24 protein-coding genes are annotated in these 23,372 nt (G+C 38.1%); 20 read left to right on the top strand and 4 right to left on the bottom strand.

Annotated features, from left to right (window positions below; all coding sequences use genetic code 11):
* Nucleotides 1-33: 33 nt before the first annotated feature.
* On the top strand, nt 34-1,470 hold the full coding sequence (locus tag BIV60_RS01970) for a sensor domain-containing diguanylate cyclase (RefSeq protein WP_071354074.1): 1,437 nt from the start codon (nt 34-36) through the stop codon (nt 1,468-1,470).
* Between the two features lie 117 nt (nt 1,471-1,587).
* Nucleotides 1,588-2,772 (top strand): methionine gamma-lyase, encoded by a 1,185-nt coding sequence (megL, locus tag BIV60_RS01965; RefSeq protein WP_071354073.1) that lies wholly within the window; start codon nt 1,588-1,590, stop codon nt 2,770-2,772.
* Between the two features lie 101 nt (nt 2,773-2,873).
* Here megL and BIV60_RS01960 read toward each other — a convergent pair whose 3' ends face one another.
* On the bottom strand, nt 2,874-3,356 hold the full coding sequence (locus tag BIV60_RS01960; RefSeq protein WP_071354072.1) for a GAF domain-containing protein: 483 nt from the start codon (nt 3,354-3,356) through the stop codon (nt 2,874-2,876).
* Between the two features lie 158 nt (nt 3,357-3,514).
* On the opposite strand from BIV60_RS01960, the gene refZ reads away from it, so the two are divergent.
* The 7 genes from refZ (at nt 3,515) to rarD (ending at nt 11,743) form a co-directional block, all read left to right on the top strand.
* Nucleotides 3,515-4,144, top strand: coding sequence for a forespore capture DNA-binding protein RefZ (gene refZ, locus BIV60_RS01955; RefSeq protein WP_071354071.1), 630 nt, complete (start codon nt 3,515-3,517; stop codon nt 4,142-4,144).
* A 169-nt stretch (nt 4,145-4,313) separates the two neighbouring features.
* Nucleotides 4,314-6,002 carry a septation ring formation regulator EzrA gene (gene ezrA / locus BIV60_RS01950; protein ID WP_071354070.1) on the top strand — a complete coding sequence of 563 codons (1,689 nt, stop codon included), beginning with the start codon at nt 4,314-4,316 and terminating at the stop codon, nt 6,000-6,002.
* Between the two features lie 215 nt (nt 6,003-6,217).
* On the top strand, nt 6,218-7,360 hold the full coding sequence (locus tag BIV60_RS01945) for a cysteine desulfurase family protein (RefSeq protein WP_071354069.1): 1,143 nt from the start codon (nt 6,218-6,220) through the stop codon (nt 7,358-7,360).
* Between the two features lies 1 nt (nt 7,361).
* Nucleotides 7,362-8,567, top strand: coding sequence for a tRNA uracil 4-sulfurtransferase ThiI (thiI, locus tag BIV60_RS01940; RefSeq protein ID WP_071354068.1), 1,206 nt, complete (start codon nt 7,362-7,364; stop codon nt 8,565-8,567).
* 166 nt (nt 8,568-8,733) lie between these two features.
* Nucleotides 8,734-8,934, top strand: a complete 201-nt coding sequence (locus tag BIV60_RS01935) for an alpha/beta-type small acid-soluble spore protein (RefSeq protein ID WP_071354067.1) — start codon at nt 8,734-8,736, stop codon at nt 8,932-8,934.
* Nucleotides 8,935-9,092: 158 nt separating this feature from the next.
* Entirely contained in the window at nt 9,093-10,676 is a 1,584-nt protein-coding gene (gene mbcS / locus BIV60_RS01930) for an acyl-CoA synthetase MbcS (protein ID WP_071354066.1), read from the top strand.
* 137 nt (nt 10,677-10,813) lie between these two features.
* Nucleotides 10,814-11,743 carry an EamA family transporter RarD gene (rarD, locus tag BIV60_RS01925; protein WP_071354065.1) on the top strand — a complete coding sequence of 310 codons (930 nt, stop codon included), beginning with the start codon at nt 10,814-10,816 and terminating at the stop codon, nt 11,741-11,743.
* Nucleotides 11,744-11,934: 191 nt separating this feature from the next.
* Here rarD and BIV60_RS01920 read toward each other — a convergent pair whose 3' ends face one another.
* Nucleotides 11,935-12,735: an NAD kinase gene (locus BIV60_RS01920; RefSeq protein WP_071354064.1), complete on the bottom strand. Its 801-nt coding sequence runs from the start codon at nt 12,733-12,735 to the stop codon at nt 11,935-11,937.
* Nucleotides 12,736-12,902: 167 nt separating this feature from the next.
* On the opposite strand from BIV60_RS01920, the gene sppA reads away from it, so the two are divergent.
* The 9 genes from sppA (at nt 12,903) to BIV60_RS01875 (ending at nt 20,573) form a co-directional block, all read left to right on the top strand.
* Nucleotides 12,903-13,913 carry a signal peptide peptidase SppA gene (gene sppA / locus BIV60_RS01915; RefSeq protein ID WP_071354063.1) on the top strand — a complete coding sequence of 337 codons (1,011 nt, stop codon included), beginning with the start codon at nt 12,903-12,905 and terminating at the stop codon, nt 13,911-13,913.
* A gap of 47 nt (nt 13,914-13,960) precedes the next feature.
* The gene (locus BIV60_RS01910; protein WP_177177201.1) at nt 13,961-14,488 is read left to right on the top strand and encodes an RDD family protein; all 528 of its coding nucleotides are present in this window, start codon (nt 13,961-13,963) and stop codon (nt 14,486-14,488) included.
* Nucleotides 14,489-14,650: 162 nt separating this feature from the next.
* Nucleotides 14,651-15,265, top strand: coding sequence for a DUF2953 domain-containing protein (locus tag BIV60_RS01905; protein ID WP_256218270.1), 615 nt, complete (start codon nt 14,651-14,653; stop codon nt 15,263-15,265).
* A 17-nt stretch (nt 15,266-15,282) separates the two neighbouring features.
* A complete protein-coding gene (ytfJ, locus tag BIV60_RS01900) occupies nt 15,283-15,768 on the top strand; it encodes a GerW family sporulation protein (protein WP_071354060.1) in 486 nt (161 codons plus the stop codon).
* 170 nt (nt 15,769-15,938) lie between these two features.
* Nucleotides 15,939-16,439, top strand: coding sequence for a thiol peroxidase (tpx, locus tag BIV60_RS01895; protein ID WP_071354059.1), 501 nt, complete (start codon nt 15,939-15,941; stop codon nt 16,437-16,439).
* Nucleotides 16,440-16,562: 123 nt separating this feature from the next.
* On the top strand, nt 16,563-17,555 hold the full coding sequence (locus tag BIV60_RS01890; RefSeq protein ID WP_071354058.1) for a class I SAM-dependent methyltransferase: 993 nt from the start codon (nt 16,563-16,565) through the stop codon (nt 17,553-17,555).
* Between the two features lie 221 nt (nt 17,556-17,776).
* Nucleotides 17,777-18,964 (top strand): acetate kinase, encoded by a 1,188-nt coding sequence (locus tag BIV60_RS01885; RefSeq protein WP_071354057.1) that lies wholly within the window; start codon nt 17,777-17,779, stop codon nt 18,962-18,964.
* Between the two features lie 255 nt (nt 18,965-19,219).
* Complete coding sequence (locus BIV60_RS01880) at nt 19,220-20,077, top strand: EcsC family protein (protein WP_071354056.1); 858 nt, start codon at nt 19,220-19,222, stop codon at nt 20,075-20,077.
* Nucleotides 20,058-20,573, top strand: a complete 516-nt coding sequence (locus BIV60_RS01875) for a MogA/MoaB family molybdenum cofactor biosynthesis protein (RefSeq protein ID WP_071354055.1) — start codon at nt 20,058-20,060, stop codon at nt 20,571-20,573. Before BIV60_RS01880 ends, BIV60_RS01875 begins: the two co-directional genes overlap by 20 nt.
* Before the next feature lie 25 nt (nt 20,574-20,598).
* On the opposite strand, the gene BIV60_RS01870 is transcribed toward BIV60_RS01875, so the two are convergent.
* Both BIV60_RS01870 and BIV60_RS01865 read right to left on the bottom strand, forming a co-directional pair.
* A complete protein-coding gene (locus BIV60_RS01870; RefSeq protein WP_071354054.1) occupies nt 20,599-20,913 on the bottom strand; it encodes a hypothetical protein in 315 nt (104 codons plus the stop codon).
* A gap of 133 nt (nt 20,914-21,046) precedes the next feature.
* Nucleotides 21,047-21,496, bottom strand: a complete 450-nt coding sequence (locus tag BIV60_RS01865) for a universal stress protein (RefSeq protein ID WP_071354053.1) — start codon at nt 21,494-21,496, stop codon at nt 21,047-21,049.
* A gap of 105 nt (nt 21,497-21,601) precedes the next feature.
* Here BIV60_RS01865 and BIV60_RS29410 point away from each other — a divergent pair, with 105 nt between their 5' ends.
* Together BIV60_RS29410 and ald are read left to right on the top strand one after the other, a co-directional pair.
* Nucleotides 21,602-21,760, top strand: a complete 159-nt coding sequence (locus tag BIV60_RS29410; RefSeq protein ID WP_177177200.1) for a hypothetical protein — start codon at nt 21,602-21,604, stop codon at nt 21,758-21,760.
* Between the two features lie 230 nt (nt 21,761-21,990).
* On the top strand, nt 21,991-23,112 hold the full coding sequence (gene ald, locus BIV60_RS01860) for an alanine dehydrogenase (RefSeq protein WP_071354052.1): 1,122 nt from the start codon (nt 21,991-21,993) through the stop codon (nt 23,110-23,112).
* Nucleotides 23,113-23,372: the final 260 nt, after the last annotated feature.

Below are 23,372 nucleotides of genomic sequence, written 5' to 3'. Positions count from 1 at the left end.
GGAATTAGGCCGGGAAAATTGGGTGAATGAATAATGAAAACCTTTGGTGATAGTTTGATTATGCAAAATGAAGAAAATAGATATAAGCGGCTATTTCATATAACCGAAAAATTCCATTCTTTAATGGACAAGCAATCCCTTTTGCGGGAAATTATCGTTTCTCTTGAGGAGTTATATCCCTCATTTACCTGCTATTTGCTTCTCTCTCAAGATTATCCCAACCAGAATGAATTACCTATTGTTGATTTTGAATATGATAGTGAAAATATTACAGCCATGGAGGCGTATGTTTCCGGGAATGTCAAAATGGAAAATTCAGTTGAAGAGAAGCGTTCAATCCTTTATGCACCATTAAAAGGGAAACAAGGTGTCTATGGAGTTCTGCAGATTATTGCTCCCCATATCCTTGTATTTCCCGAAGAGGAAATCGAATTTATCACCTTACTGGCAAATGCTGCTGGTGGTGCATTGGAAAATGCCAAACTATATCAGCAATCCAAACGGGTCATTTCCGATTTACAGTTAATAAATGAGACAACGCATTGTTTAAACTCAAATCTAAAACTTAAAGATATGATTGTTTATATGTCAAACCAAATTAAACATTCCTTCCAAGCAGAGGAAGCGGGTTTTTTTCTGATAACAGAAAATTTAGTGAATGTTACAGTTCTGCCGGGTTCCACTTCTTTCTTTTTTACAAAACAGGCACATCCCTATATTGATTATTTAAAAAATAAAATAATAAAAGAAAAAGAATCTCTTTTTTTCGGAGATTTAAATTTACCCACTGTTAATGAAATAAAGTGTTTTCGCTCGATTATGGCGGTGCCGATGATTCAAAGGGGCATACTTAAAGGATTCAGTATTGTTATGAAACAAGACCCATATTTTTTTTCGTTTGAAGCATTTAAGCTTTTACAGTCTCTTATCCATCATTCTGCCATGGCCCTTACCAACTCCCTGCTGAGGGAAGAATTGGAGCGAATGATTATTACCGATCATTTAACGAAACTTCATTCGCGAAATTATCTCGATGATAAAATTCAATTGTCAATGAAAGAGGATGATCAAGGAACATTTATCTTGATTGATATTGATAATTTTAAGGTGATAAATGATACGTACGGACATCAGGTTGGTGATGAAGTATTGGTTCAAGTGGCTAAAATTGTTCGTGTAAATATTCGGGAACATGATGTTGGAGCACGCTGGGGCGGGGAAGAACTGGCAATCTACCTGCCGAAAGTGACATTGGAGACAGGAGTAGCAATAGCAGAGCGTTTAGTAAAAGCTGTGGCTGAATGCTCGGTACCATCGATTACCGTATCGTGCGGTGTATCTTACTGGAATAAGGACCGATTCGATTCCTATACCAATTTATTTAAGAGGGCTGATGAGTGTCTCTATACAGCAAAAGGTACAGGGAAGAATAAAGTCATTAATCAAAATGATTGTATAAAAGCAAGTTGAGGCACCCATGGGTACATGGGGGCCTGCTTTCCTTCAGCAATTGTTTAAGTACTTTATTCATATCTATTTCATAATCTATATAAATGGAAGCGTTTGCAGTACAGGGAGGAGAAAAACTTGAAGGAGAAGAATTTGCGCTTTGAAACAGAGGTTATTCATTCAGGATATGTTTCGGGTGAACATCATGGGAGTCTTGTTCCGCCATTGTATCAAACATCAACCTTTACCTTTTCAACTGCCGAGCAAGGGGAAAAAAGGTTTTCTGGCAAGGAAGATGGATATATTTATTCAAGGTTAGGGAATCCAACCGTGAAAATACTTGAGGAACGGATGGCAGTACTTGAAAAAGGGGAGGCTCCCTTGGCTTTTTCATCCGGAATGGCTGCTGTTTCCGCTGCATTAGTAGCGCTTACGAAAACGGGGGATCATATTCTATGTTCACAGGGAGTGTATGGCTGTACCTTTGGGTTCTTGCAAATCTTAAAAGAAAAATATGGTATTAAACATGATTTCTCTGCTATGGACTCAACAGAGGCGGTTGAAAAGGCAATACTTCCAAACACAACTTGTATCTATATTGAAACACCGATTAACCCCACGATGAAGCTGGTTGATTTAGGGATGGTGGCTACAATTGCGAATGAAAAAGGCATACCGGTTGTTGTTGATAATACTTTTTGCTCGCCATACCTGCAAACTCCCCTTACCCATGGATGTGATGTTGTTATCCATAGCGCGACAAAATATATTTGCGGACACGGTGATGTCATTGCCGGTATTGTCGTTGGTGATAAAGAATGGATTCAAAAGGTTTCCAGAACAACTCAAAAAGATATTGGAGGAATCATTTCTCCCTTTGATGCATGGCTTTTGTTACGAGGATTAAAATCCCTGCCCATTCGGCTCGATCGTCATTGCGAAAATACAGAAAAAGTCTTTCGGTTTTTAAGGAATCACCCAAAAGTTGAAGCAGTTTATTACCCCGGTGACGTAGAGCACATTGACTATCAGATTATGAAAAAACAAATGAAAAAACCCGGGGGCCTTATTTCTTTTTCGATAAGAGGGGGAAAAGAAACAGCTCAGAGATTTATGAATGAACTAAACTTAATTAAAATTGCTGTCAGCCTTGGGGATGCGGAAACGTTATATCAGCATCCGGCTACGATGACACATGCGGTGGTCCCGGAAGAGGAACGAAATAAAATGGGGATAAGCGATAATTTACTCCGTCTCTCAGTAGGGCTAGAAGCCGGGGAAGATATTATAGAGGACCTTGAACATGCCTTAGATAAGATGTAAGAAATACAAAAGCACGCAAGAGTCATTCTTTCGTGCTTTTGTTATAGTATAAGAATTTATAAATTGCTTTGAGAATGGTCCAGCTCCGGCGCTTTGCTTGTTTAAATAAATTGAATTAAAATTTCGGTGAATTCTTCCAGTTTCTGTTGGTCAAGCTCATCGAAGCGGTTTTTTTCCGGTGAATCAATATCCAGGACACCAAGTAATTGTCCTTCTTTTATCAATGGTATGACAATTTCAGATTGTGATGCAGCATCACAGGCGATATGTCCCGGAAACTGATTAATATCTTCAACTCTAACTGTTTCCTTTAACTTTGCAGAGGTGCCGCAAACCCCTTTACCTACAGGAATTCGAACACAGGCCGGGAGCCCTTGAAATGGCCCTAAAACAAGCTCGTTATCCCCATCCATTAAATAGAACCCAACCCAGTTGGTTCGGTCAAGAAATTGGTTTAATAAAGCGCAGGCATTACTCAGATTCGCAATTTGATTTGTTTCATCATGAATCAATGCATGTAATTGTTTTTTTACAAGCTCATAATTTTCCTCACGAGTGCCTTTATACATTTCGACGTTAAACATGTTTTTCACCTACATTTCGTTATTTTTTTATTTTTATTTTATCAAATTCCCATGAAATCAGGTAGAATTTGTCGATATTTTCATAAAGGAATAAAAGACGAAACAAAGAAACATTAGATAAGGGGTAAAAGATCGATCCACTTTCGAGGGGGAAAAGTATGAAAAAAAACCTGAAAGAAGCAATTATTGAAGCAGCGATTAAGTTATTTAATTCCAATGGGTATTCCGGCACCTCAATCAGGGATATTGCAGGCTATGCAAATGTTAACTCTGCAACGGTTGCCTATTATTTTGTCAATAAACTTGGTCTTTTAGAATATTGTTTTACTCATTTTTACGAACAATACCTCCGGATTATGGAAGAGGAATATGCCCTGATTGATCTTGGCGCCAAAGATTGTTTAAAACGAGTTACGGCCAAATTGCTCCATTATCAATGTGAAAATATCCAGCTGGCAAATGTGGTATACCGCGAGATGTCCTTGGATTCACAGATTGTTAGAGAAATAATGTCCACCTATAATCTAAAAGAAAAATATTATTTTCAAAAAATCTTTGAAAATGGGATGGAATGGAAAGAATTCCATCCTCACTCAAATCCCTATTTGATTATTCAACTCAAGGGTTTGCTCATGATGCCATTCATGAATTCTCATTATGTTCGGGAAGTATTGTATATTTTTCCAAATGAACGTTTCTTCGAACAAAAATATTTAAACGAACTGTATCATTGGATTGAAAATACCCTTTGTAATGGAGTTGTAGTGAAGAAAGAGGCTATTTTATGACGAGCCTCTATTTTTTTGATTTCTTTTTCAAAAAAATTGAAAATTATAGTCAAAAATTGTCGTTAACATGGTATCATAAATACATTGAATTGAACATATCGTGCTATTTTTACATAAACTGACACCTAAAATGTTTGAAAAGAGGGTTTTTGGAACAGGAGGCTTACATGTGAAGTATTTCATAGGATTCTTTATCCTGATTCTAGCTTTATTTGTATTAGGATATTTAATAAAGAAAAAGTATTTTAAAGAAATGGATCGTCTGGAAGCATGGAAAATTGATTTGATGAATCGACCGATTTTAGAAGAGATGTCCAAGGTGAAACAGCTTAATATGACAGGGCAAACAGAGGAATTATTCGAAAACTGGCGGAACCAATGGGATGATATTGTCACCGTGGAGCTCCCAAAATTGGAAGAAATGTTATTTGATGCGGAAGAATTCATTGATCATTACCGGTTTAATAAAGCTAAAACTGTTCAACGCAAGATTCATGATACCTTGCAGGAAACCGAAAATCAAATTACAAAGATATTGGATGAATTGCATGAGCTTGTAGGCAGTGAAGAAAAGAACCGGGTAGAAATTGAACAATTAAAAGAATTATACCGTGAAACCAAAAAAACGCTTCTGGCCCACCGGCATACCTTCAGCAAGGCAGAAAAAAGTCTTGAAAGACAATTGGAAGAGGTAACGAAAAAGTTCCAAGAGTTTGATGAAAAAACGGAGAACGGGAACTACCTGGAAGCACGTGAAATTGTTTTAACGATTAGTAACAATTTAGGAACGATAAAAAATGTGATGGAGCTTATTCCACAGCTCTTAATTGAAGTTCAATCGATTCTGCCTGCACAACTTTCAGATGTCCGTGACGGGTTCAAGGAAATGACACAGCAGGGCTATTACTTGGAGCATATTCAATTGGAAACGGAAATCAAAGCACTTGAAGAAAAGCTCTCAGAAGCAATAATCTTAATTGAGGAAACGGATTTGGATAAAGCGGTTGAAGGTGTGAAAGAAACCAAGGACCGTGTGGATATTCTTTTTGATTTACTGGAAAAAGAGGTCCATGCCAAGCACTTTATTTTAAAAAATGAGAGAATTACTTTTGATCTTCTGGTAGAGGCACAGGAAGAAAACGACCACCTTATGGATGAAGTAACGAATGTCCAGCAAACGTATCATTTAAAGGAATATGATTTTGAAACACAAAGACATTTGGAAAAAGAACTTTCAGTTGTTTTTAAACATTATGAAATCCTTGTTGAAAAGTTAAAGTTGAATGAAATTGCTCAGACTAAAATTAGTGAAGAATTAAACGAGATAAAGGAGCAGCTTGAAAACATCAGAGAAGAGCAGCGACAATTTGCTGATAAACTTCAATCTTTACGTAAGGATGAGCTTGAAGCAAGAGATAAAGTAAAAGAACTGACAAAAAAAGTTGGTGAAACCGTTCGGCTTGTTTCCAAAAGCAATGTACCCGGTTTACCTGAAGACTATAAGTTTTTGTTTGAGGATACGAATGAGAGCATTCAGAATGTGAAGCAGCAGCTTGAGGAAAAACCGCTTAATATTTCTGCCCTCAATCAATATCTGGAAATTGCTGTTTTAACAGTTGAGAAACTTACCATTTCAACAATGGAAATGATTGAGAATGCAATGCTTGCGGAGAAAGCGATTCAATACGGAAACCGCTACCGTAGAAAATTTCCAGCTGTAGCCAAGGGGTTAATGGATGCGGAACAAGCTTTCAGGCTTTATGAATACCAGGAGGCATTGGAACAGGTTGCAGCATTACTAGAAAGTGTTGATCCCGTAGCCTTAAAGAATATTAAAGCGGCAATTGAAAATGACTAAAATGTAAAGAAAAAACCGATTCAGCCTGCAGGCTAATCGGTTTTTACTTTTAGGCTCTGTTTAAGGACATTGTTGATTTTCAAACTAAGCCTGAGTGGAGATCAAATCAACAGCCAAATTTTTATTAAAACTCAAGTTTCATTTCTAAAGATAAGCAATATATGATAAGATTATTTTTTGCATAAGGTTTTTCGGATTTGTTAGGGGGAAAAATCATGATTTATTTTGATAATAGTGCAACAACCAAACCATATAAAGAAGTTCTGGATTCATTTATAACCGTTTCAAGTGAATACTTTGGCAACCCGTCCTCCCTAAACGCATTAGGGGGACAGGCTGAAAAACTGATGATAAAGGCAAGAGAACAGGTGGCAAATCTTTTATCAGTTAAACAATCGGAGATAGTTTTTACATCGGGCGGAACCGAGAGCAATAATTTAGCGATTAAGGGTGCCGCTTTCATGAATAAAAACAAAGGGCGTCATTTAATCACGACAAGCATTGAACATGCATCCGTAAGGAAGGCAATGGAGCAGCTCGAACAAGAAGGCTTTGAAGTAACCTATCTTCCTGTTAATTCAGACGGAAGAATTCAAATAGAAGACCTTAAAAAGGTCATTAGGAAAGATACGATTCTCATTTCCGTCATGCATGTAAATAATGAAGTTGGAACCATCCAGCCAATTCAGGAAATCGGAGAATGTTTAAAAAAATATCCTCATATTTTGTTCCATGTGGATGCCGTTCAAGCAATCGGAAAAGTACCATTTTCATTGCATGGAAACAGAGTGGATTTATGTTCATTTTCGGGACATAAATTTCATGGCTTGAAAGGAACCGGGGTTTTATATGTACGCGAAAGTGTACGGTTGTCTCCATTATTGGCTGGGGGCGGCCAGGAACAGAAGCTCCGCAGCGGTACAGAGAACGTCGCAGGCGCTGTTTCCTTATCAAAGGCATTACGAATGACTTTGATTGAAGGGAAAAACGGGATTGAAAATTTGAAAAAAATCCGGGAAATCCTAAGGAAGGGAATAAGTGAATTAGAAGAAATTCAAATTCATACCCCAATCGATCATTCTGCTCCACATATTTTAAATTTTTCCATTAAAGGGATAAGGTCGGAAGTTCTCATTCATGCCCTGGAGGAAAAAGGAATCTATGTCTCAACGACAAGTGCATGCTCATCCAAAAAGAAATCCCCGAGCGCAACACTACTTGCCATGGAGGTCCCGGATGAAATGGCTGAAAGTGCAATTCGTATCAGCCTCTCCTATCAAAATACAGAAAATGAAGCAGTTGCTGCTATTGCTGCAATTAAGGAAGCATCTGAACATTTACGAAAGGTAATGAACTAATATGAAATATGATCGAATCGTCATTCGCTATGGTGAAATGTCAACGAAAGGCCGAAACCGTAATAAATTCATCGATAAATTGAAAAAAAGTGTAAAATCGGCCCTTTCCACTTTTCCTAAAATTAAAATAGAGGCATCATGGGACCGGATGTTTGTTTTGTTAAACGGTGAAGATGTACAAGAAATTAAAGAGATTTTTAAAAAAATCTTTGGAATTCAATCTTTCAGTCCTGCTGTTAAGGTGAAACAGGACTTGGAAGAAATGAAAGAAGCTGCTCTTGAATTGGCAGGTTCGCTATACCAAGAAGGGAATACCTTTAAAATTACAGCAAAAAGGTCAGATAAAACCTTCGAACTTGATACGGATGGGATCAATCAACTTTTTGGCGCTCACCTGCTGAAAAACATCCCTGGATTAAAAGTAGATGTAAAAAAGCCTGATATTAATTTATTGATTGAGGTTCGCAAAGAGGGTGTTTATCTTTCATGTGAAACCATAAAAGGGGCTGGGGGATATCCGGCAGGCTCCAGCGGTAAAGCGATGTTAATGCTGTCAGGCGGGATTGACAGCCCTGTTGCCGGTTTCATGGCCATGAGAAGAGGCTTGGAAATTGAAGCCGTTCATTTCTTCAGCCCCCCATTTACGAGTGAACGCTCCAAGGAAAAGGTCATTGATTTGGCAAAAAAACTTGCTGAAGTTTATGGATATATAACGCTTCATATCGTCCCGTTTACAGATGTTCAGCAAGCCATTCGTGAACAAGTTCCTGAAAACTATACGATGACATCAACAAGAAGGTTTATGCTCAAAATTACTGATAAAATCAGAGAAAAACGAGAAGGGCTTGCCATTATTACGGGGGAAAGCCTTGGACAAGTAGCAAGTCAAACACTCGAGAGCATGTATACGATAAATGAAGTAACGAATACACCGATACTAAGACCGCTTATTTCAATGGACAAAACGGAGATTATTAAAATAGCCCATGAAATCGACACTCTTGAGATTTCGAATAGACCATATGAAGATTGCTGTACGATTTTTGTTCCTGCCTCTCCAAAAACAAAACCGCGGAGAGAAAAAGTCCGGCAATATGAAAGCTTTTTTGATTTTGATCCATTAATCGAAGAAGCAGTTACCGAAACAGAAACCATAACAATTAAACCAGACCGCGACACACAAACAGAATTTGATGAATTATTTTAAAAAAGTATGGCTGTGATAAAGGTTTATAAGCATGTAGCGTAAATCAACAACCAAGTGTAAAAGAGCCAAAGGAATAAATGAAAATTCTGTGAACAATTACCAATTGATATCAGGAATGAACCTTGTGAGTTCTACACATTATAAACTCACAAGGAGGTGATATCAAATGGCAAACAACTCTAATCAATTATTAGTTGCTGGTGTTGAACAAGCTCTTGATCAAATGAAATTCGAAATTGCTAATGAATTTGGTGTAAACCTTGGTGCTGATACTACTTCTCGTGCTAACGGTTCAGTTGGTGGAGAAATCACTAAGCGTTTAGTCGCTATGGCTGAGTCCCAATTAGGCGGCGGATTTGCTCGTTAACAAATAAATAATATGGCTAGAGAGAGCGGGAATTATTCCCGCTCTCTCTCTTTTTTTGAAAAGAGGAAAAAAGTTTTAAGGGAATAATAATTTAAAACTTTAGGGCAATTTTGTATAATAAATATGGATGTGAATTTTTATTGCTGAGGGGGAGAGGTATGAAACGAGAAGATTTAATCGCACCCGAGAATTACAATCTTGTTTCTGAAGTAGAACGCTTTGCAAAAGACCCGAACAAATTAGCATTAAAATGGGAAAACGAATCAGGTGAAACAAAACAAGTTACATATGAAAAACTGTTAAAAAAAGTAAATCAAGTGGGAAATGTTCTGATTAATAATGGACTACAAAAAGGAGACACCGTTTTAATTATTGTCCCAAGGCTTATTGAAGCCTATATGGTCTATTTGGCAGCTTTAAAAGCCGGCTTGGTAGTGATTCCTAGCTCTGAAATGTTAAGGGAAAAGGATTTGCAATACCGCATTATACATGGGGATGTGAAGGCTGTACTAAGCTACTATCCATATGTTGAGCAATTTGAAAATATTACGGCTGTTCAATCACTTGTTAAATTTTCACTAGGAGCAAAAGTGGATGGCTGGAGCCATTTGGATGAAGAAATGAAAGCGGCTTCAGAGGATTTTACCATTGCTGATACAAAAAGAGATGACATGGCCTTTTTATCCTATACATCAGGTACGACCGGAAATCCTAAAGGGGTTGTGCATACTCATGGCTGGGCATATGCACATTTAAAAACGGCTGCGCCTAAATGGCTGGCCATTGAAGAAGGGGATACTGTTTGGGCTACAGCGGGTCCGGGTTGGCAAAAATGGATTTGGAGTCCTTTCTTATCCGTTCTTGGGTCTGGTGCAACAGGGCTTGTATACAATGGAAAATTTGAGCCAAAAAAGTATTTAAGCCTGCTGCAAAAATATAATGTAAATGTTCTTTGCTGTACACCAACAGAATATCGATTAATGGCAAAAGTGGATAATTTAACCGAATATCAATTACCAAACCTTCATAGTGCAGTATCCGCTGGTGAACCGCTAAATCGTGAGGTAATTGATACTTTCAGAAAATATTTTCATGTTGATGTTCGTGACGGCTATGGTCAAACAGAAAACACCTTGCTTGTTGGGGTAACAAAGGGAATGCCGTTAAAACCAGGCTCAATGGGGAAACCAACCCCGGGAAATCGGGTTGAAATCATTGATGAAGATGGAAAGGTTTGTGCCGTAGGTGAAGTGGGTGATATTGCAGTTCATGTTGAAACCCCTGCGCTATTCAAAAATTATTATAAAGACCCGGAACGAACTGTGATGCAATTCCGCGGTGATTATTATGTAACGGGTGATAAAGCGAAAATGGACGAGGAAGGCTATTTCTGGTTTGAAGGGCGCGGCGATGATATTATTATCAGCTCCGGCTATACGATTGGACCGTTTGAAGTAGAGGATGCCCTAGTCAAACATCCATCTGTCAAAGAATGTGCCGTCGTCGCAAGCCCTGATGTAATTCGTGGCTTTATTGTAAAAGCGTTCGTTGTATTAAAAGAAGGTGTGGACCCGCAAGAACCTGAATTGACCAAAAATCTTCAGGAGCATGTAAAAGAGCTGACTGCTCCATATAAGTATCCAAGAAAAATTGAGTATGTATCGGATCTTCCGAAAACCACTTCCGGAAAAATCCGCCGTATTGAACTTCGTCAAAAAGAAAATGAAACTCTAAAAAAATAATGAATGGATAAAAAGGCAGTTCAGCTTGACTGCCTTTTTATAATGGGGCAAAAATTGGAGAATAAAATTTTCCCTTTTTTTAGTGTTTCACGTTATAATTATTTCGATACTAGAAAGAATAGGGGCTCGGAACAACAATGAAAAAATCAGAAATAAAAATGGGAGCCTTCCATGCTGGACTTTCCTATTTCTTATGGGGGCTGCTGCCAATCTATTGGAAGCTCATCGATCAAGTAAATGCAATGGAAATTTTGGCGAACCGAATCTTTTGGTCGTTTATTTTTATGGTGCTAGTACTTTTATTAACAAGAAAATGGGGTTTATTTGTGCAAACCCTCAAAGGTTTTAGGCAAAATAAAAAACAGTTTTTCGCCCTGGCAATTGCTTCGCTATTAATAAGTATTAACTGGCTTGTCTATATTTGGGCAGTTAATAGCGGTCATATGCTTGAAGCAAGCCTTGGTTATTATATCAATCCGCTTGTAAGTGTCTTATTGGGAATGATTGTTTTAAAAGAAAAATTAACTATTCCACAATATATTTCGTTTGGCTTAGCCGCCATTGGCGTATTGATTATTTCAATTTCCCATGGGAAAATTCCTTGGATCGCGTTAACTCTGGCCCTTTCTTTTGGATTATACGGTCTTGCCAAAAAATTAATTAATGTTGAGTCTTCCGTGGGATTAACACTTGAAACACTTGTTGTTTCACCGATCGCAATTGTATATATGTGTTTCTTATTTGTAAACGGCACGAATTCATTTTTATCAGCAAATACGGAAACTGACTTATTGTTAATCGGTGCCGGAGCAGCAACGGCTGTACCACTGCTTTATTTTGCAAAAGGTGCACAAAAAATTCCGTTATCCTTACTTGGTTTCCTACAATATATTGCACCTACATTAACATTAATTTTGGGGATTTTTGTCTATAATGAACATTTTTCGAAAGTGCAGCTCCTATCCTTTATCTTTATTTGGTCTGCTTTAACGGTTTATTCTTTATCTAAAACAAAGCTCTTTCTGGAAAAAGGATTGAGGATTCAAAAAGAAAAATTGAACGGATAAAAAGAGGCGATCAATTCGCCTCTTTTTTTATAAGTAAAGAAAGTATAAAATTTTGTCTTTGAGAATTGTCCAGCTCCAGCGCCTAGCCCCTCGATGGTCTACAGCCAATCCGTCAAGAAGGTTAAAGAGCAACCTTCTCGCCGGCTTGTCTTATGCTATGCCTGAGGCTGACCAGGGCGCTTGCGCTTTTTTTAAAGAAATTGTCTTTTTACTTTTTGCCAGAAAGAGTTGTCTTTTAATTTAAGTGTTTTTATTTTTTTACCGCATATTTTTAATTGAATTTTTTCCACATGGCGGATACTTAATGCTTCATTGTCCATACCCATAATTGGATGATCATTTCCTTCTGAAATCACCTTAAGTGTCAGTATCCGTTCCTCTCCCAAAATAAACGAAGATCCCAAAGTGCGGTACCGATTATTATTTAACGAGGCAATTTCACTAATTTGCATACTGGAAATTAACGGATCAACGACAGAACCATTTAAAGATTTATTATAAGCGGGGCTGCCTGTAGGTGTAGCAACTACAAGACCATCCCCGCTAAACGTTTCAAAATGTAGCCCGTCAATAAAGACGTCAATCACCAGCGTTTTAATAATAGAGGAACGAATGCTAAACTCGTTCAAACATGGGAACATGCTTTGTCCATCCACTGTCACTTCAAGAAGTGGATAACGGCGGACCTCGAATTGTTCGTTCACTGAAGCTTCAATCATTTTTGAAGTATCATCTATCCGAAAATCACAATACATACTTAAATTTTTAGTTGTCGAAATCCCCGCATAAAGACAGTCTTCTCTGAACCCGGTTTTACGAACGGCTTGCAGGAAGGTTCCATCGTTTCCAATGGTGGCAATAATATTGGCTTTTTGCTGATCATCAACGATTGTAAAGCCGTATTGTGCAGCCAATTCATATATATGTGAAGCTTTTGAAAGCATTTCGGCATCCTGTGTGTGATAAAAATAGATATTACGGCGGCTTTCCATAAATGATCCCTCCTGTAAAATGAAGAATGAATTTCCAATATTTAACCATTTTAAAAATTTCTTTTGATAAAATATGGATAATCTCATTAAGTTTAGCATTTTTTTGAAACAATATGAAAATACGGACGTAAATTTAACTGGATTGACACATGTGGGGGGAATACAAGATGAACGGAAAACGATGGACAGCACTTGGGATTGCAGCGGCACTATTTTTTGTTTCCATTATCATTAACTTTTTATCTACCTTTGCCTTTAAAGGAATGGAGACGAACGTTGGTGAATTTTTTTCAACAAATGACCAGCCGTTTACCGAAGAAGTGGTGAAAGACGGAAGTGAATTAAAAAAAATTGCTGTTCTTGATGTGGATGGGGTGATTCAAGATTCAGGAGAGCCTGCATCATTATTACAAAGTTCCGGATACAACCATCAGGAATTTATGAAAAAATTAAACTATGTCAAAGAGGATGACACCGTTAAAGGAATCATTATTAGAGTCAACTCTCCCGGTGGCGGGGTGGTCGAAAGTGCTGAAATCCATGATAAACTGAAGGAAATCCAAAAGGATACGAAAAAACCGGTCTATATTTCTATGGGCTCTATGGCGGCTTCAGGAGGATATTATATTTCAACCGCAGCCAAAAAGATTTATGCTAGTCCGGAAACATTGACGGGTTCGCTGGGAGTCATAATGGAAGGAATCAATTATGAGGGATTGGCTAAAAAATATGGAGTTGATTTTGTCACGATAAAAAGCGGAAAATATAAGGATATTATGAGTCCAACTAGAAAAATGACCGAAGAAGAGCGGCAAATTCTACAAAGAATGATTAACAATTCGTATGAAGGATTTGTCAAAGTCATCTCTGAGGGCCGTCATTTAAGTATTGATCAAGTAAAAAAGTTAGCTGACGGCAGAGTTTATGACGGGCGACAGGCTAAGGAATTACACTTAATTGATGGCTATGGATATTTGGATGAGACAATCAAGAAAATGAAAAAGGATGAAAATTTAAAGGGTGCAAAGGTCATTCGCTATTCGGAGCACTTAGGAATCGCTTCAATATTCAGCATGCAGGCGCATAAATGGCTGGGAGAAAATGCTGAAATGGCAGGAATGTTAAAGATTCTCTCAAAACCAAATTCACCAAGGCTCATGTATCTTTATGCGGAATAGGGGCGGAGAAGATGGAAATAAATCATAACCAAGATAATACGAATGAAATGAATCATCAAAGCTCTGAAGAATCCATTATACATCATGAGGAAAAGGATAAAAGCGATGTTGCCTCTGAACAAGAAAATAAAAGGGATACAGTAGAATCACCGTCTGGTCCAATTCGATATGCAGGATTTTGGATGCGCTTTTGGGCGTATTTGCTTGATTTAATTGTTGTTGGGAGTTTGGTAAGACTTTTAGTTAAACCGGTTTTTCGAATGCTGGACATCTCCTTAACAGATTTTAATATGTTTGCCCCAATATCCATTGCTTCAGCTGTCATTTTTTATTTATACTTTGTCCTAATGACGAAATATTTGCAGCAGACGTTGGGAAAAATGGTGTTTGGAATAAAGGTGATTAATTTGAAGAAAGAATCATTAACATGGGGAACAGTTTTGTTCCGTGAATGGATCGGACGCTTTATATCCGCGACAATCATTGTAGGTTATGTAATTGCTGCCTTTCTTCCGAAAAAGCAAGGATTGCATGATCTATTTTCAGACACAACTGTCATCCATGTCGAGAGATGAAAATAAAACCTATCAACATTATGTTGATAGGTTTATTTTTTTTCCTATAAGCCATACTAATAGGCTGAAAGGCAGTGAATAAAATTGATTTGGATCCTTTTAATCTTGTGTTTCCTTTTGCTTTTATTCCTTATTATTATTTTTACAAGGCTGTCCATTCGGGTGAGTTATTTTCATCATAATGATAACGATGATTTAAACATTGAGTTCAGAATTTGGTTTGGACTGATTAAATTTAAAAAGCATATTCCATTAATCAAAATTGATGATAATTCCCCCAGTATTGTTGTAAAAACGAAAAAGAAAAAAGACCATTCTTCTGAAAAAACTTCCGATACCGGAGTACATCAAATTACTTCTGACGATGTAACGACGAATTTTAAAAATGTAAAAGACATCCTTGAGCATGTAATTCAAATGCATGTAATCATTCGCAAGTTTTTCAAAAAAATATCCGTAAAGCAGTTTGAGTGGCATACACTGTTTGGGGTGGGAGATGCGGCGATTACAGGAGTGTTGTGTGGGGGACTATGGACGATTAAAGGAGGCATCACTGGTTTACTTAGTAACTATTTTAAGTTAAAAGAAATGCCGGTTTTAACCGTTACACCACATTTTCAGGCAACCGTTATTCAAACTCAAGTTTCATGTATTTTTCAGTTTCGTATCGGGCATGCTATTTTTGCAGGATTAAAGCTAATTAAATTCTGGAAGGGCGGGCGCCCGAAACTGAAATCAAATACAAATTTATCAAAGGAAAAAACTAAATCCGTTTGAAAAAGGAGGAAACGAAGATGTCTGATCATCCAATTCAAGGTTTGATGACAACTGCAATGGAAAGCTTAAAAGAAATGATTGATGTAAATACGATAATTGGAGATCCCGTTGAAACCCCTGATGGCAGTGTCATTTTAACAGTTTCAAAGGTTGGTTTCGGATTTGCGGCCGGTGGAAGTGAATTTAAAGCAGAAAGTGGAGGTCAACAGGGACAAGGGCAAAATCAAGGTCAGGGGCAAGGCCAAGGTGGACCAAAGCTTCCATTTGGTGGAGGAAGCGGTGCCGGAGTTTCCATCACTCCTATCGCCTTCCTGATTGTCAATTCTCATGGGGTGAAAATGCTCCATTTAGACGAAAGTACACATTTGTATGAGAAGATTTTGGAACTGGCGCCACAGGCAGTGGATAAAATCCAGCAAATGTTTTCGAAAAAAGATCAACAGCAAACAGTTAGTCAGCAAAATATCGAGCAATCCCATGTAAAACATGATCTTGATTTATAAAGAAAAGGTTAATCTTCCAAATAAGGAGGATTAACTTTTTTCATGGAATTGAGTGAATTAATTGCAAAAAAGATTCTGAAAAGATATATTTACACTGTACATATCATAGCCTTAAGCTTATTTAAGATTGGAATGTGCTTAAGTTTGAAATTAAAAGGAGGATGTTAATAATGGCAAATGTAACATTTGGCGGTAATCCGGTAACATTACTTGGCAATGAGGTAAAGGTAGGGGATAAGGCTCCTAATTTTACTGTTCTTGCAAATGATCGTTCAGAGGTAACTTTAAATGATACAAAGGGACAAGTGCGTTTAATTACCTCTGTACCTTCTTTGGATACTGGTGTATGTGATGCTGAAACACGTCGTTTTAATGAAGAAGCAAATAATTTAGGGAATGTAAAAATCTTAACTATTAGTTGTGACCTTCCATTTGCACAAAAACGCTGGTGCGGAGCAAATGGAATCGAAAACGTACAGACATTATCCGATCATCGTGACCTTTCTTTCGGTGAAGCATATGGTGTAGCAATTCAAGAACATAGATTATTGGCACGTGCAGTATTTGTGGTTGATTCCAGCGATACTGTAACTTATGTTGAGTATGTTAGTGAAGCAACTCATCACCCTAATTATGAAGCAGCAATCGAAGCAGCTAAAGCAGCGAAGTAAATAGAAAAGCGGAAGCGCCTAGGCGCTGGAGCTAAACACATATCTAAGTCTAAACAGCAAAACTAATATTATAGAGGCCTCGTCAATGGCGGGGTCTTTTTCGTGGAAAGTGGAGGTTATTCGATGAAAGTTTCTCCAGTTGAAGAGCTTTTTACGGTGTTCAATCAGACAGCCCTTGTTATTCAGGAGGAATTGGAATGCAGCTTTTTGGAGGCCTTGGCTGAAACAGGGGAGAATCTGTTTCAAGGCTCTATTCTCCAAGAGGAGTTAAGCGAATTAACTGTAAAAAGATTAGAAAAACATTATGAAGAAATCCATCTTGGCAAATATTCAAATGAAGAAATTCGAAAAGCATACCAGCTTGTTATTCTTAAAGGAATGCAGGAAAATGTGCAGCCAAATCATCAAATGACACCGGATACAGTTGGAATGCTCTTTGGTTTCCTCGTTCAAAAGTTTGTTTCAGCTCAATCATTACGCATGCTTGATCTTGCAGTGGGAACGGGGAATTTGTTAACCACGGTATTGAATCATTTACAAAAAGACATTATTTCAATCGGTGTTGATATTGATGATCTTTTAATAAAGCTCGCCTATGTAAATGCCAATTTACAAAAACATCCTGTTGAACTTTTCAACCAGGATAGTCTTGAACCATTATTTATTGATCCCGTTGATGTCGCAATTGGGGATTTACCAGTTGGTTATTATCCGAATGATGTTCGTGCTGCTGATTATCAATTACATGAAAAGGAAGGGCATTCCTATTCACACCATCTTTTTATCGAACAAAGTGTCCGGCATACAAAAGAGGGAGGGTATTTATTCTTCTTAATTCCAAATACACTCTTTGAAAGCGAGCAGGCTGGGGAGTTACATGAATATTTCAAGGAAAATGTTATCATTCAGGGACTTCTCCAATTACCAATCAGTATGTTCAAGAATAAGAACACAGCAAAAAGTATTTTAGTTTTGCAAAAAAAAGGAGAAGGAGTTCAGCCTCCAAAGCAAGCATTACTCGTTAATTTGCCAACTTTATCAAATGCCGCAGAAATGGATAAAATTTTATTAAAAATGGACAAATGGTTCATCGAGAATAAGCCAAAAAACCGGTAGTTTATCGGTTTTTTATTTTTTAATAATAGTACAAAAACTTTGAATAAAATTATATTTTGGATGTAACCGCTGACACTTAAATTACTCCTTGAAATGTTATAGGACCAATGTTTAAATGAGTATTTGAGAGAAATATTCCATGTTGGTTTACACAAGCTAAAGGTGTGCGAAACAGAGCCTTTGCAAACTGATGTTGTTATAGATAAAGGAGCGGTAGCAAAATGTCTAAAATTATTGCAATCAATGCCGGTAGTTCTTCTTTGAAGTTTCAATTATTTGAAATGCCAAGTGAAGATGTTATTACAAAAGGATTAATAGAGAGAATCGGATTAAAAGATTCTATTTTTAATATTACAGTACACGGTGAAAAAATTCAGGAAATCATTGATATTCCCAATCATGATATAGCTGTTAAAATGCTTTTGGATAAACTTACATCGCTTGGAATCATCCAATCGTTAGATGAAATTGAAGGAATCGGGCATCGGGTAGTACACGGCGGTGAAACATTTAATGATTCTGTTATAATAAATGATGAAGTATTGGCGAAAATAGAAGAGCTATCTGAATTGGCGCCGTTGCATAATCCGGCAAATATTACGGGTATTAATGCATTTAAATCGGTATTGCCAAACGTACCAGCAGTTGCTGTCTTTGATACTGCCTTCCATCAAACAATGCCGGAAAGCTCATTCTTATACAGTCTTCCATATGAATACTATAAAGAATATGGAATTCGGAAATACGGTTTCCATGGCACATCCCATAAATATGTATCACAGCGTGCTGCTGAGCTTTTAGGCCGTCCTATTGAGCAGCTGCGGCTCATTTCCTGCCATTTAGGGAATGGGGCAAGTATCGCAGCCATTGAAGGCGGAAAATCGATTGATACTTCAATGGGCTTTACTCCACTAGCAGGAGTTACGATGGGAACCCGTTCAGGAAATATTGACCCTGCCTTGATTCCCTATATTATGGAAAAAACAAATAAAACAGCAGAAGAAGTCCTTGATATTTTAAATAAAAAAAGTGGAATGCTTGCTGTTTCCGGTTTTTCAAGTGACCTGCGTGATATTGAAATTCAGGCGAAACAAGGAAATGCACGTGCAAAGCTTGCACTCGATGTATTCGGAAACCGGATTCACAAATACATTGGTTCTTATGCTTCCCGTATGTACGGTGTAGATGCGATTATTTTTACTGCGGGTATCGGTGAAAACAGTGATGTGATTAGGGAAAATGTCCTTAAAGGTCTTGAATTCATGGGAGTTTATTGGGATCCTGCCCTTAATAAGGTAAGAGGGAAAGAAGCTTTTATTAACTATCCACATTCCCCTGTTAAGGTAATAATCATTCCGACAAATGAAGAAGTAATGATTGCCCGCGACGTCGTTCGTTTGGCAAATTAATTGATTGAAAAGGCAAAGTCTCAAAAAAGGGATTTTGCCTTTTTTTGAGTACGGAAGTATTCAAATTCGGCTTCGAGAATTGTCCAGCACAAGCGTCCTGCCCCTCGAGGTCACAAGCCAATCCGTCCAAAAGGTTAAAGAACAACCTTTCGGCCGGCTTGTCTTGTGCTATGCCTGAGACTGATCAAGGCGCTTGCGCTTTCCTGATCATTCGTTATACTAAAAGAAAGATTTGGAAACAGGAGGAATGTTTTCATGCCGCTCTCAGACAGGGAGAAAAATGTCTTGAAGGAAATAAGGGAATGGGAAAATCGGTTATTAAGCTATGAAGCAAATGATTTTCAATTGACTTATGAAAAATACCTGGAACGTTCATTTTTACTTTTACCCAAAACGGTCCAAAAAAAGTTTTTTCTATCCATTGATAGCTGGCTTTTTCATCTTCATGGCATGATTCAAGGCTCACAGCTTCAGATGGACGCGAAGGAAAGAATACTTTCTTTCGGAAGGATTTTTTACAAGGACTTAGAAAAGATAGATGATCTAAAAAAATTGGATATCAACCAGTTACAATACATAGCCCACCAGCAAATTGCCAAACATCGTCTGTATTCCTTTACACAAGGCGGATTAGCGGGAACAGGTAGTACTTTGCTTTTAGGAATGGATATACCGGCAATGGCTGTTATTAATTTGCGGGCAGTACAATTAATTGCGATGACGTATGGATTTGAAGTTAATACTCCTTTTGAAATGATGACCTCTTTGAAGGTTTTTCATACAGCTACACTTCCTCCAAGAATTCAGAAGGACGGATGGGCTGCTCTTATGAATGAATTAGACGGAAACGATGATTTTTATTTTTATCAAGGTAAAGAAGAAATCACGGATATTACATGGCTGGAGCAGCCTGTACAACAGTTTTTAAAGGCATTGGTTATCGCATTATTTCGAAAAAAATTAGTTCAGGGTATTCCGCTTGTCAGCATGGCAATCGGGGCAGGGGCGAATTATCAGTTAACCAGGAAAGTCACGGAAGTTGCCCATAAGTATTATCAGCTTCGCTATTTAAAAGAAAAAGAGGAGCATTCGGATGAGTACGAAAGAACATAAAAAAGAAGCACCCAAGACCGTTCATTGTAAGGTGATTACGGTTAGTGATACTCGGAATGAAGAAAGTGATAAAAGTGGGAGACTGATGATGGATCTCCTTGAAAAAGAAGGCCATAGGGTCCTTGATTATTGTATTGTAAAAGATGAACAAACCCCTATTCAAGAAGCAATCTTAAAAGGGTGTGAGCGGGAGGATATCGAGGTCATTCTCACAAATGGCGGCACAGGGATTGCCAAAAGAGATGTGACGATTGAGATGGTTCAGAGGTTAATTGAAAAAGAAATCGTTGGGTTTGGCGAATTGTTCAGAATGTTAAGCTACCAGGAGGATATTGGCTCTGCAGCAATCCTTTCCCGTGCGATTGCTGGAGTGGTGAAAAATAAAGCGGTTTTTTCTACGCCGGGATCATCCGGTGCCGTAAAGCTGGCAATGGAAAAACTAATTCTTCCCGAACTTGGTCATGTTGTAAGAGAATTGAAGAAAGATTTAAAATAAAAAGCTCCCTTTCAATGGGAGCTTTTTAATGGTGCATTTTAATAGAAACATCCTGGTTTGTACGATACCAAATCCATAAATCATTGATAATGGAAGCGAGTTCCGCAATTTCGCTGTTGAGCTTACAGGAACGCGGGAAGTCGCTTTCATCTGAAAGTTCCGCTTGTTTGCGATTAATCGTATTCTCCAGATCTGCAATGCGGTCTGGAATGGTACCGCGGATTTGTTCCCAATAGAACAAAATAGCTGCCTGGGTTTCGAGGGAAAATTGTTCCCAATCTAGATGAATATCAGGGAGTTGAATTCCTAGTCGTTGATCGAAAGAAAAATGATTTTCCATACATTTGCCTCCACATGTATAGTTATTGTTATTTTACTACACAATTTCAGAGCTTTCACTGGAAAACTATTAATCTAAATTTTAAATTAAAGAACAACGCAAATGAAAATACCCATATGCGTTATTATTATTTCTAGGAATCTTTTCCGGTGCGGACTACAAGAACATCACAAGGAGCATGACGGGTAATATTTTCAGATACGCTTCCGATAAGGAAACGTTCAACTGCATTCATTCCCGTAGCACCGCAAATAATTAAATCTATTTTATGTTTTTTAGCTATTTCCTTTGGAATGATGATTTTCGGTGAACCGAAATCGATTACATACTCAACCTTTTTTACCCCTGCCTCTAAAGCAATTTTCTGATATTCCTGAAGAAGTTCTGTTGCCAAATTATCAGCTTTTTCAGCTATAGAGCGGTCATATGCCTCTACCATTGCAAAAGTTCTTGTATCGATGACATGTGTTAAGAGAAGACTGGAATTGTTTCGCTTCGCCATTTCAATTCCTTTTTTAAAAGCCCATTCCGCTTCTTTTGAACCATCAATTGCGACTAAAATACTTTGATATTTAAGTGCCATGATTCATCATCTCCTTACCTAAATTATACAGCAAGAAAAGATGCATAGTTGTGCCAATTTTTCGAACAATAATGAGGTAATAACTACTGAAGGGGGATAGCTGTAATGAGCAAGCGTGAACCGAATAAGCAACATATTTTTGAATTTGATGAAGAGGGGACAAATGAGGTAAGTGAACAAATACTAAATTCGTATAACAGCGGATTTATCGGTGAGGGAATTGAGACGGTTGATAGTAGTACATTTAGCAGTACAGAAGGTTAGGCTGAAAGCCAGGAAGACTGTCATAACGGCAGTCTTTTTTCTATACATTCGTCTAGAAAATTTAAGATTAATGGGGCATCCGATATATGTCCAACATATTCTTTAGTGTATGGTGGTATAAAAGATAAGAAGAACATGGGAAAGCATTCTGCATGACAAGTTTTGACATTATTAAGCTTGCAGATGGATATAATAATAAATATGGATGATTAAAATTGGAGGTCTTATTTATGCGGATCGGCGTACCCAGAGAGATAAAAAATAATGAAAATCGAGTTGCGATGACACCTGCAGGGGTAGTAAACCTATTAAAATTTGGTCATGACGTATATATTGAAAAAGGAGCAGGGGTTGGCTCCGGTTTTTCAGATGAAGACTATGCTTCTGCCGGCGCAAAGTTAGTAGAATCTGCAGCAGAAGCTTGGTCCATGGATATGGTAATGAAGGTGAAAGAACCGCTCCCTAGTGAATACTCCTACTTCCGTCCGGGATTGATCTTATTTACATATTTACATTTAGCTCCGGAACCGGAATTGACAAAAGCCCTCATTGATAACAAAGTGGTTGGAATTGCCTATGAAACTGTTCAGCTTGCAAATAGAAGTCTGCCATTATTGACACCCATGAGCGAAGTGGCCGGAAGAATGGCTGCGCAAATTGGTGCTCAGTTTCTTGAAAAAGTTCATGGCGGCAAAGGTATTTTACTTTCCGGTGTCCCAGGGGTTCACCGAGGCAATGTAACGATTATCGGCGGTGGAGTTGCAGGCACAAATGCTGCAAAAATGGCCATTGGATTAGGAGCAAAAGTTACGATTATTGATTTGAATCCTGATAGGCTTCGTCAATTAGATGATATTTTTGGTTCAGATGTGACCACATTGATGTCCAACCCTTATAATATTGCCGAAGCTGTTAAGGAATCAGATCTGGTCATTGGCGCAGTTTTAATTCCAGGGGCAAAGGCACCAAAGCTGGTATCGGAAGAAATGATTAAATCAATGAAACCAGGAAGTGTTGTCGTTGATATCGCGATTGATCAAGGCGGTATTTTTGAAACAACTGACCGGATTACGACTCATGATCATCCGACTTATATAAAGCATGGGGTGGTCCATTATGCAGTGGCGAATATGCCGGGGGCAGTGCCGAGGACTTCTACCATTGCTTTAACAAATGTAACAGTTCCGTATGCTTTGGAAATTGCAAATAAAGGGTATAAAGCTGCTTGTCTTAAAAATGAGGCATTATTGAAAGGAATTAATACACTTAGCGGTTATGTAACCTATGAGGCCGTGGCAGAAGCGCATGGTCTTGAATTCCAGGACACAAAGACATTGCTAGAAAAGGTATAAACGAAATAAGAAAAGCGCAGGCGCCTTGATCAGCCTTAGGCATAGCACAAGCCAATCCGGCCGAGAGGTTGTTCTTTAACCTTTTGGACGGATTGGCTTGTGACCTAGAGGGGCTAGGCGCCGGAGCTGAACCATTCTCAAAGCCGAATTTTCTTTCTTATCTCATAAAAAAAGAGCCCCTTGAATGGTTTAAAGTTCAGGGGCTTTTGTTAATATCCGCAGCCTATAGGCATTCATTGCCGTTTCGCCTAAATGTTTGA

The sequence above is a fragment of the Bacillus sp. MUM 116 genome, from assembly GCF_001866655.1.
GTDB lineage: Bacteria > Bacillota > Bacilli > Bacillales > Cytobacillaceae > Neobacillus.
Note: the sequence above shows the minus strand (reverse complement) of the source record. Positions and strands in the feature narration are given on the sequence as shown.

What these genes read in the sequence shown, in the direction of transcription:
- BIV60_RS01970 (WP_071354074.1), top strand. Translation starts at nt 34, where the DNA reads ATGAAAACCTTTGGTGATAGTTTGATTATGCAAAATGAAGAAAATAGA.
- BIV60_RS01960 (WP_071354072.1), bottom strand. Translation starts at nt 3,356, where the DNA reads ATGTTTAACGTCGAAATGTATAAAGGCACTCGTGAGGAAAATTATGAG.
- refZ (WP_071354071.1), top strand. Translation starts at nt 3,515, where the DNA reads ATGAAAAAAAACCTGAAAGAAGCAATTATTGAAGCAGCGATTAAGTTA.
- BIV60_RS01945 (WP_071354069.1), top strand. Translation starts at nt 6,218, where the DNA reads ATGATTTATTTTGATAATAGTGCAACAACCAAACCATATAAAGAAGTT.
- thiI (WP_071354068.1), top strand. Translation starts at nt 7,362, where the DNA reads ATGAAATATGATCGAATCGTCATTCGCTATGGTGAAATGTCAACGAAA.
- BIV60_RS01935 (WP_071354067.1), top strand. Translation starts at nt 8,734, where the DNA reads ATGGCAAACAACTCTAATCAATTATTAGTTGCTGGTGTTGAACAAGCT.
- mbcS (WP_071354066.1), top strand. Translation starts at nt 9,093, where the DNA reads ATGAAACGAGAAGATTTAATCGCACCCGAGAATTACAATCTTGTTTCT.
- rarD (WP_071354065.1), top strand. Translation starts at nt 10,814, where the DNA reads ATGAAAAAATCAGAAATAAAAATGGGAGCCTTCCATGCTGGACTTTCC.
- BIV60_RS01920 (WP_071354064.1), bottom strand. Translation starts at nt 12,735, where the DNA reads ATGGAAAGCCGCCGTAATATCTATTTTTATCACACACAGGATGCCGAA.
- sppA (WP_071354063.1), top strand. Translation starts at nt 12,903, where the DNA reads ATGAACGGAAAACGATGGACAGCACTTGGGATTGCAGCGGCACTATTT.
- BIV60_RS01910 (WP_177177201.1), top strand. Translation starts at nt 13,961, where the DNA reads ATGAATCATCAAAGCTCTGAAGAATCCATTATACATCATGAGGAAAAG.
- ytfJ (WP_071354060.1), top strand. Translation starts at nt 15,283, where the DNA reads ATGTCTGATCATCCAATTCAAGGTTTGATGACAACTGCAATGGAAAGC.
- tpx (WP_071354059.1), top strand. Translation starts at nt 15,939, where the DNA reads ATGGCAAATGTAACATTTGGCGGTAATCCGGTAACATTACTTGGCAAT.
- BIV60_RS01890 (WP_071354058.1), top strand. Translation starts at nt 16,563, where the DNA reads ATGAAAGTTTCTCCAGTTGAAGAGCTTTTTACGGTGTTCAATCAGACA.
- BIV60_RS01885 (WP_071354057.1), top strand. Translation starts at nt 17,777, where the DNA reads ATGTCTAAAATTATTGCAATCAATGCCGGTAGTTCTTCTTTGAAGTTT.
- BIV60_RS01880 (WP_071354056.1), top strand. Translation starts at nt 19,220, where the DNA reads ATGCCGCTCTCAGACAGGGAGAAAAATGTCTTGAAGGAAATAAGGGAA.
- BIV60_RS01875 (WP_071354055.1), top strand. Translation starts at nt 20,058, where the DNA reads ATGAGTACGAAAGAACATAAAAAAGAAGCACCCAAGACCGTTCATTGT.
- BIV60_RS01870 (WP_071354054.1), bottom strand. Translation starts at nt 20,913, where the DNA reads ATGGAAAATCATTTTTCTTTCGATCAACGACTAGGAATTCAACTCCCT.
- BIV60_RS01865 (WP_071354053.1), bottom strand. Translation starts at nt 21,496, where the DNA reads ATGGCACTTAAATATCAAAGTATTTTAGTCGCAATTGATGGTTCAAAA.
- BIV60_RS29410 (WP_177177200.1), top strand. Translation starts at nt 21,602, where the DNA reads ATGAGCAAGCGTGAACCGAATAAGCAACATATTTTTGAATTTGATGAA.
- ald (WP_071354052.1), top strand. Translation starts at nt 21,991, where the DNA reads ATGCGGATCGGCGTACCCAGAGAGATAAAAAATAATGAAAATCGAGTT.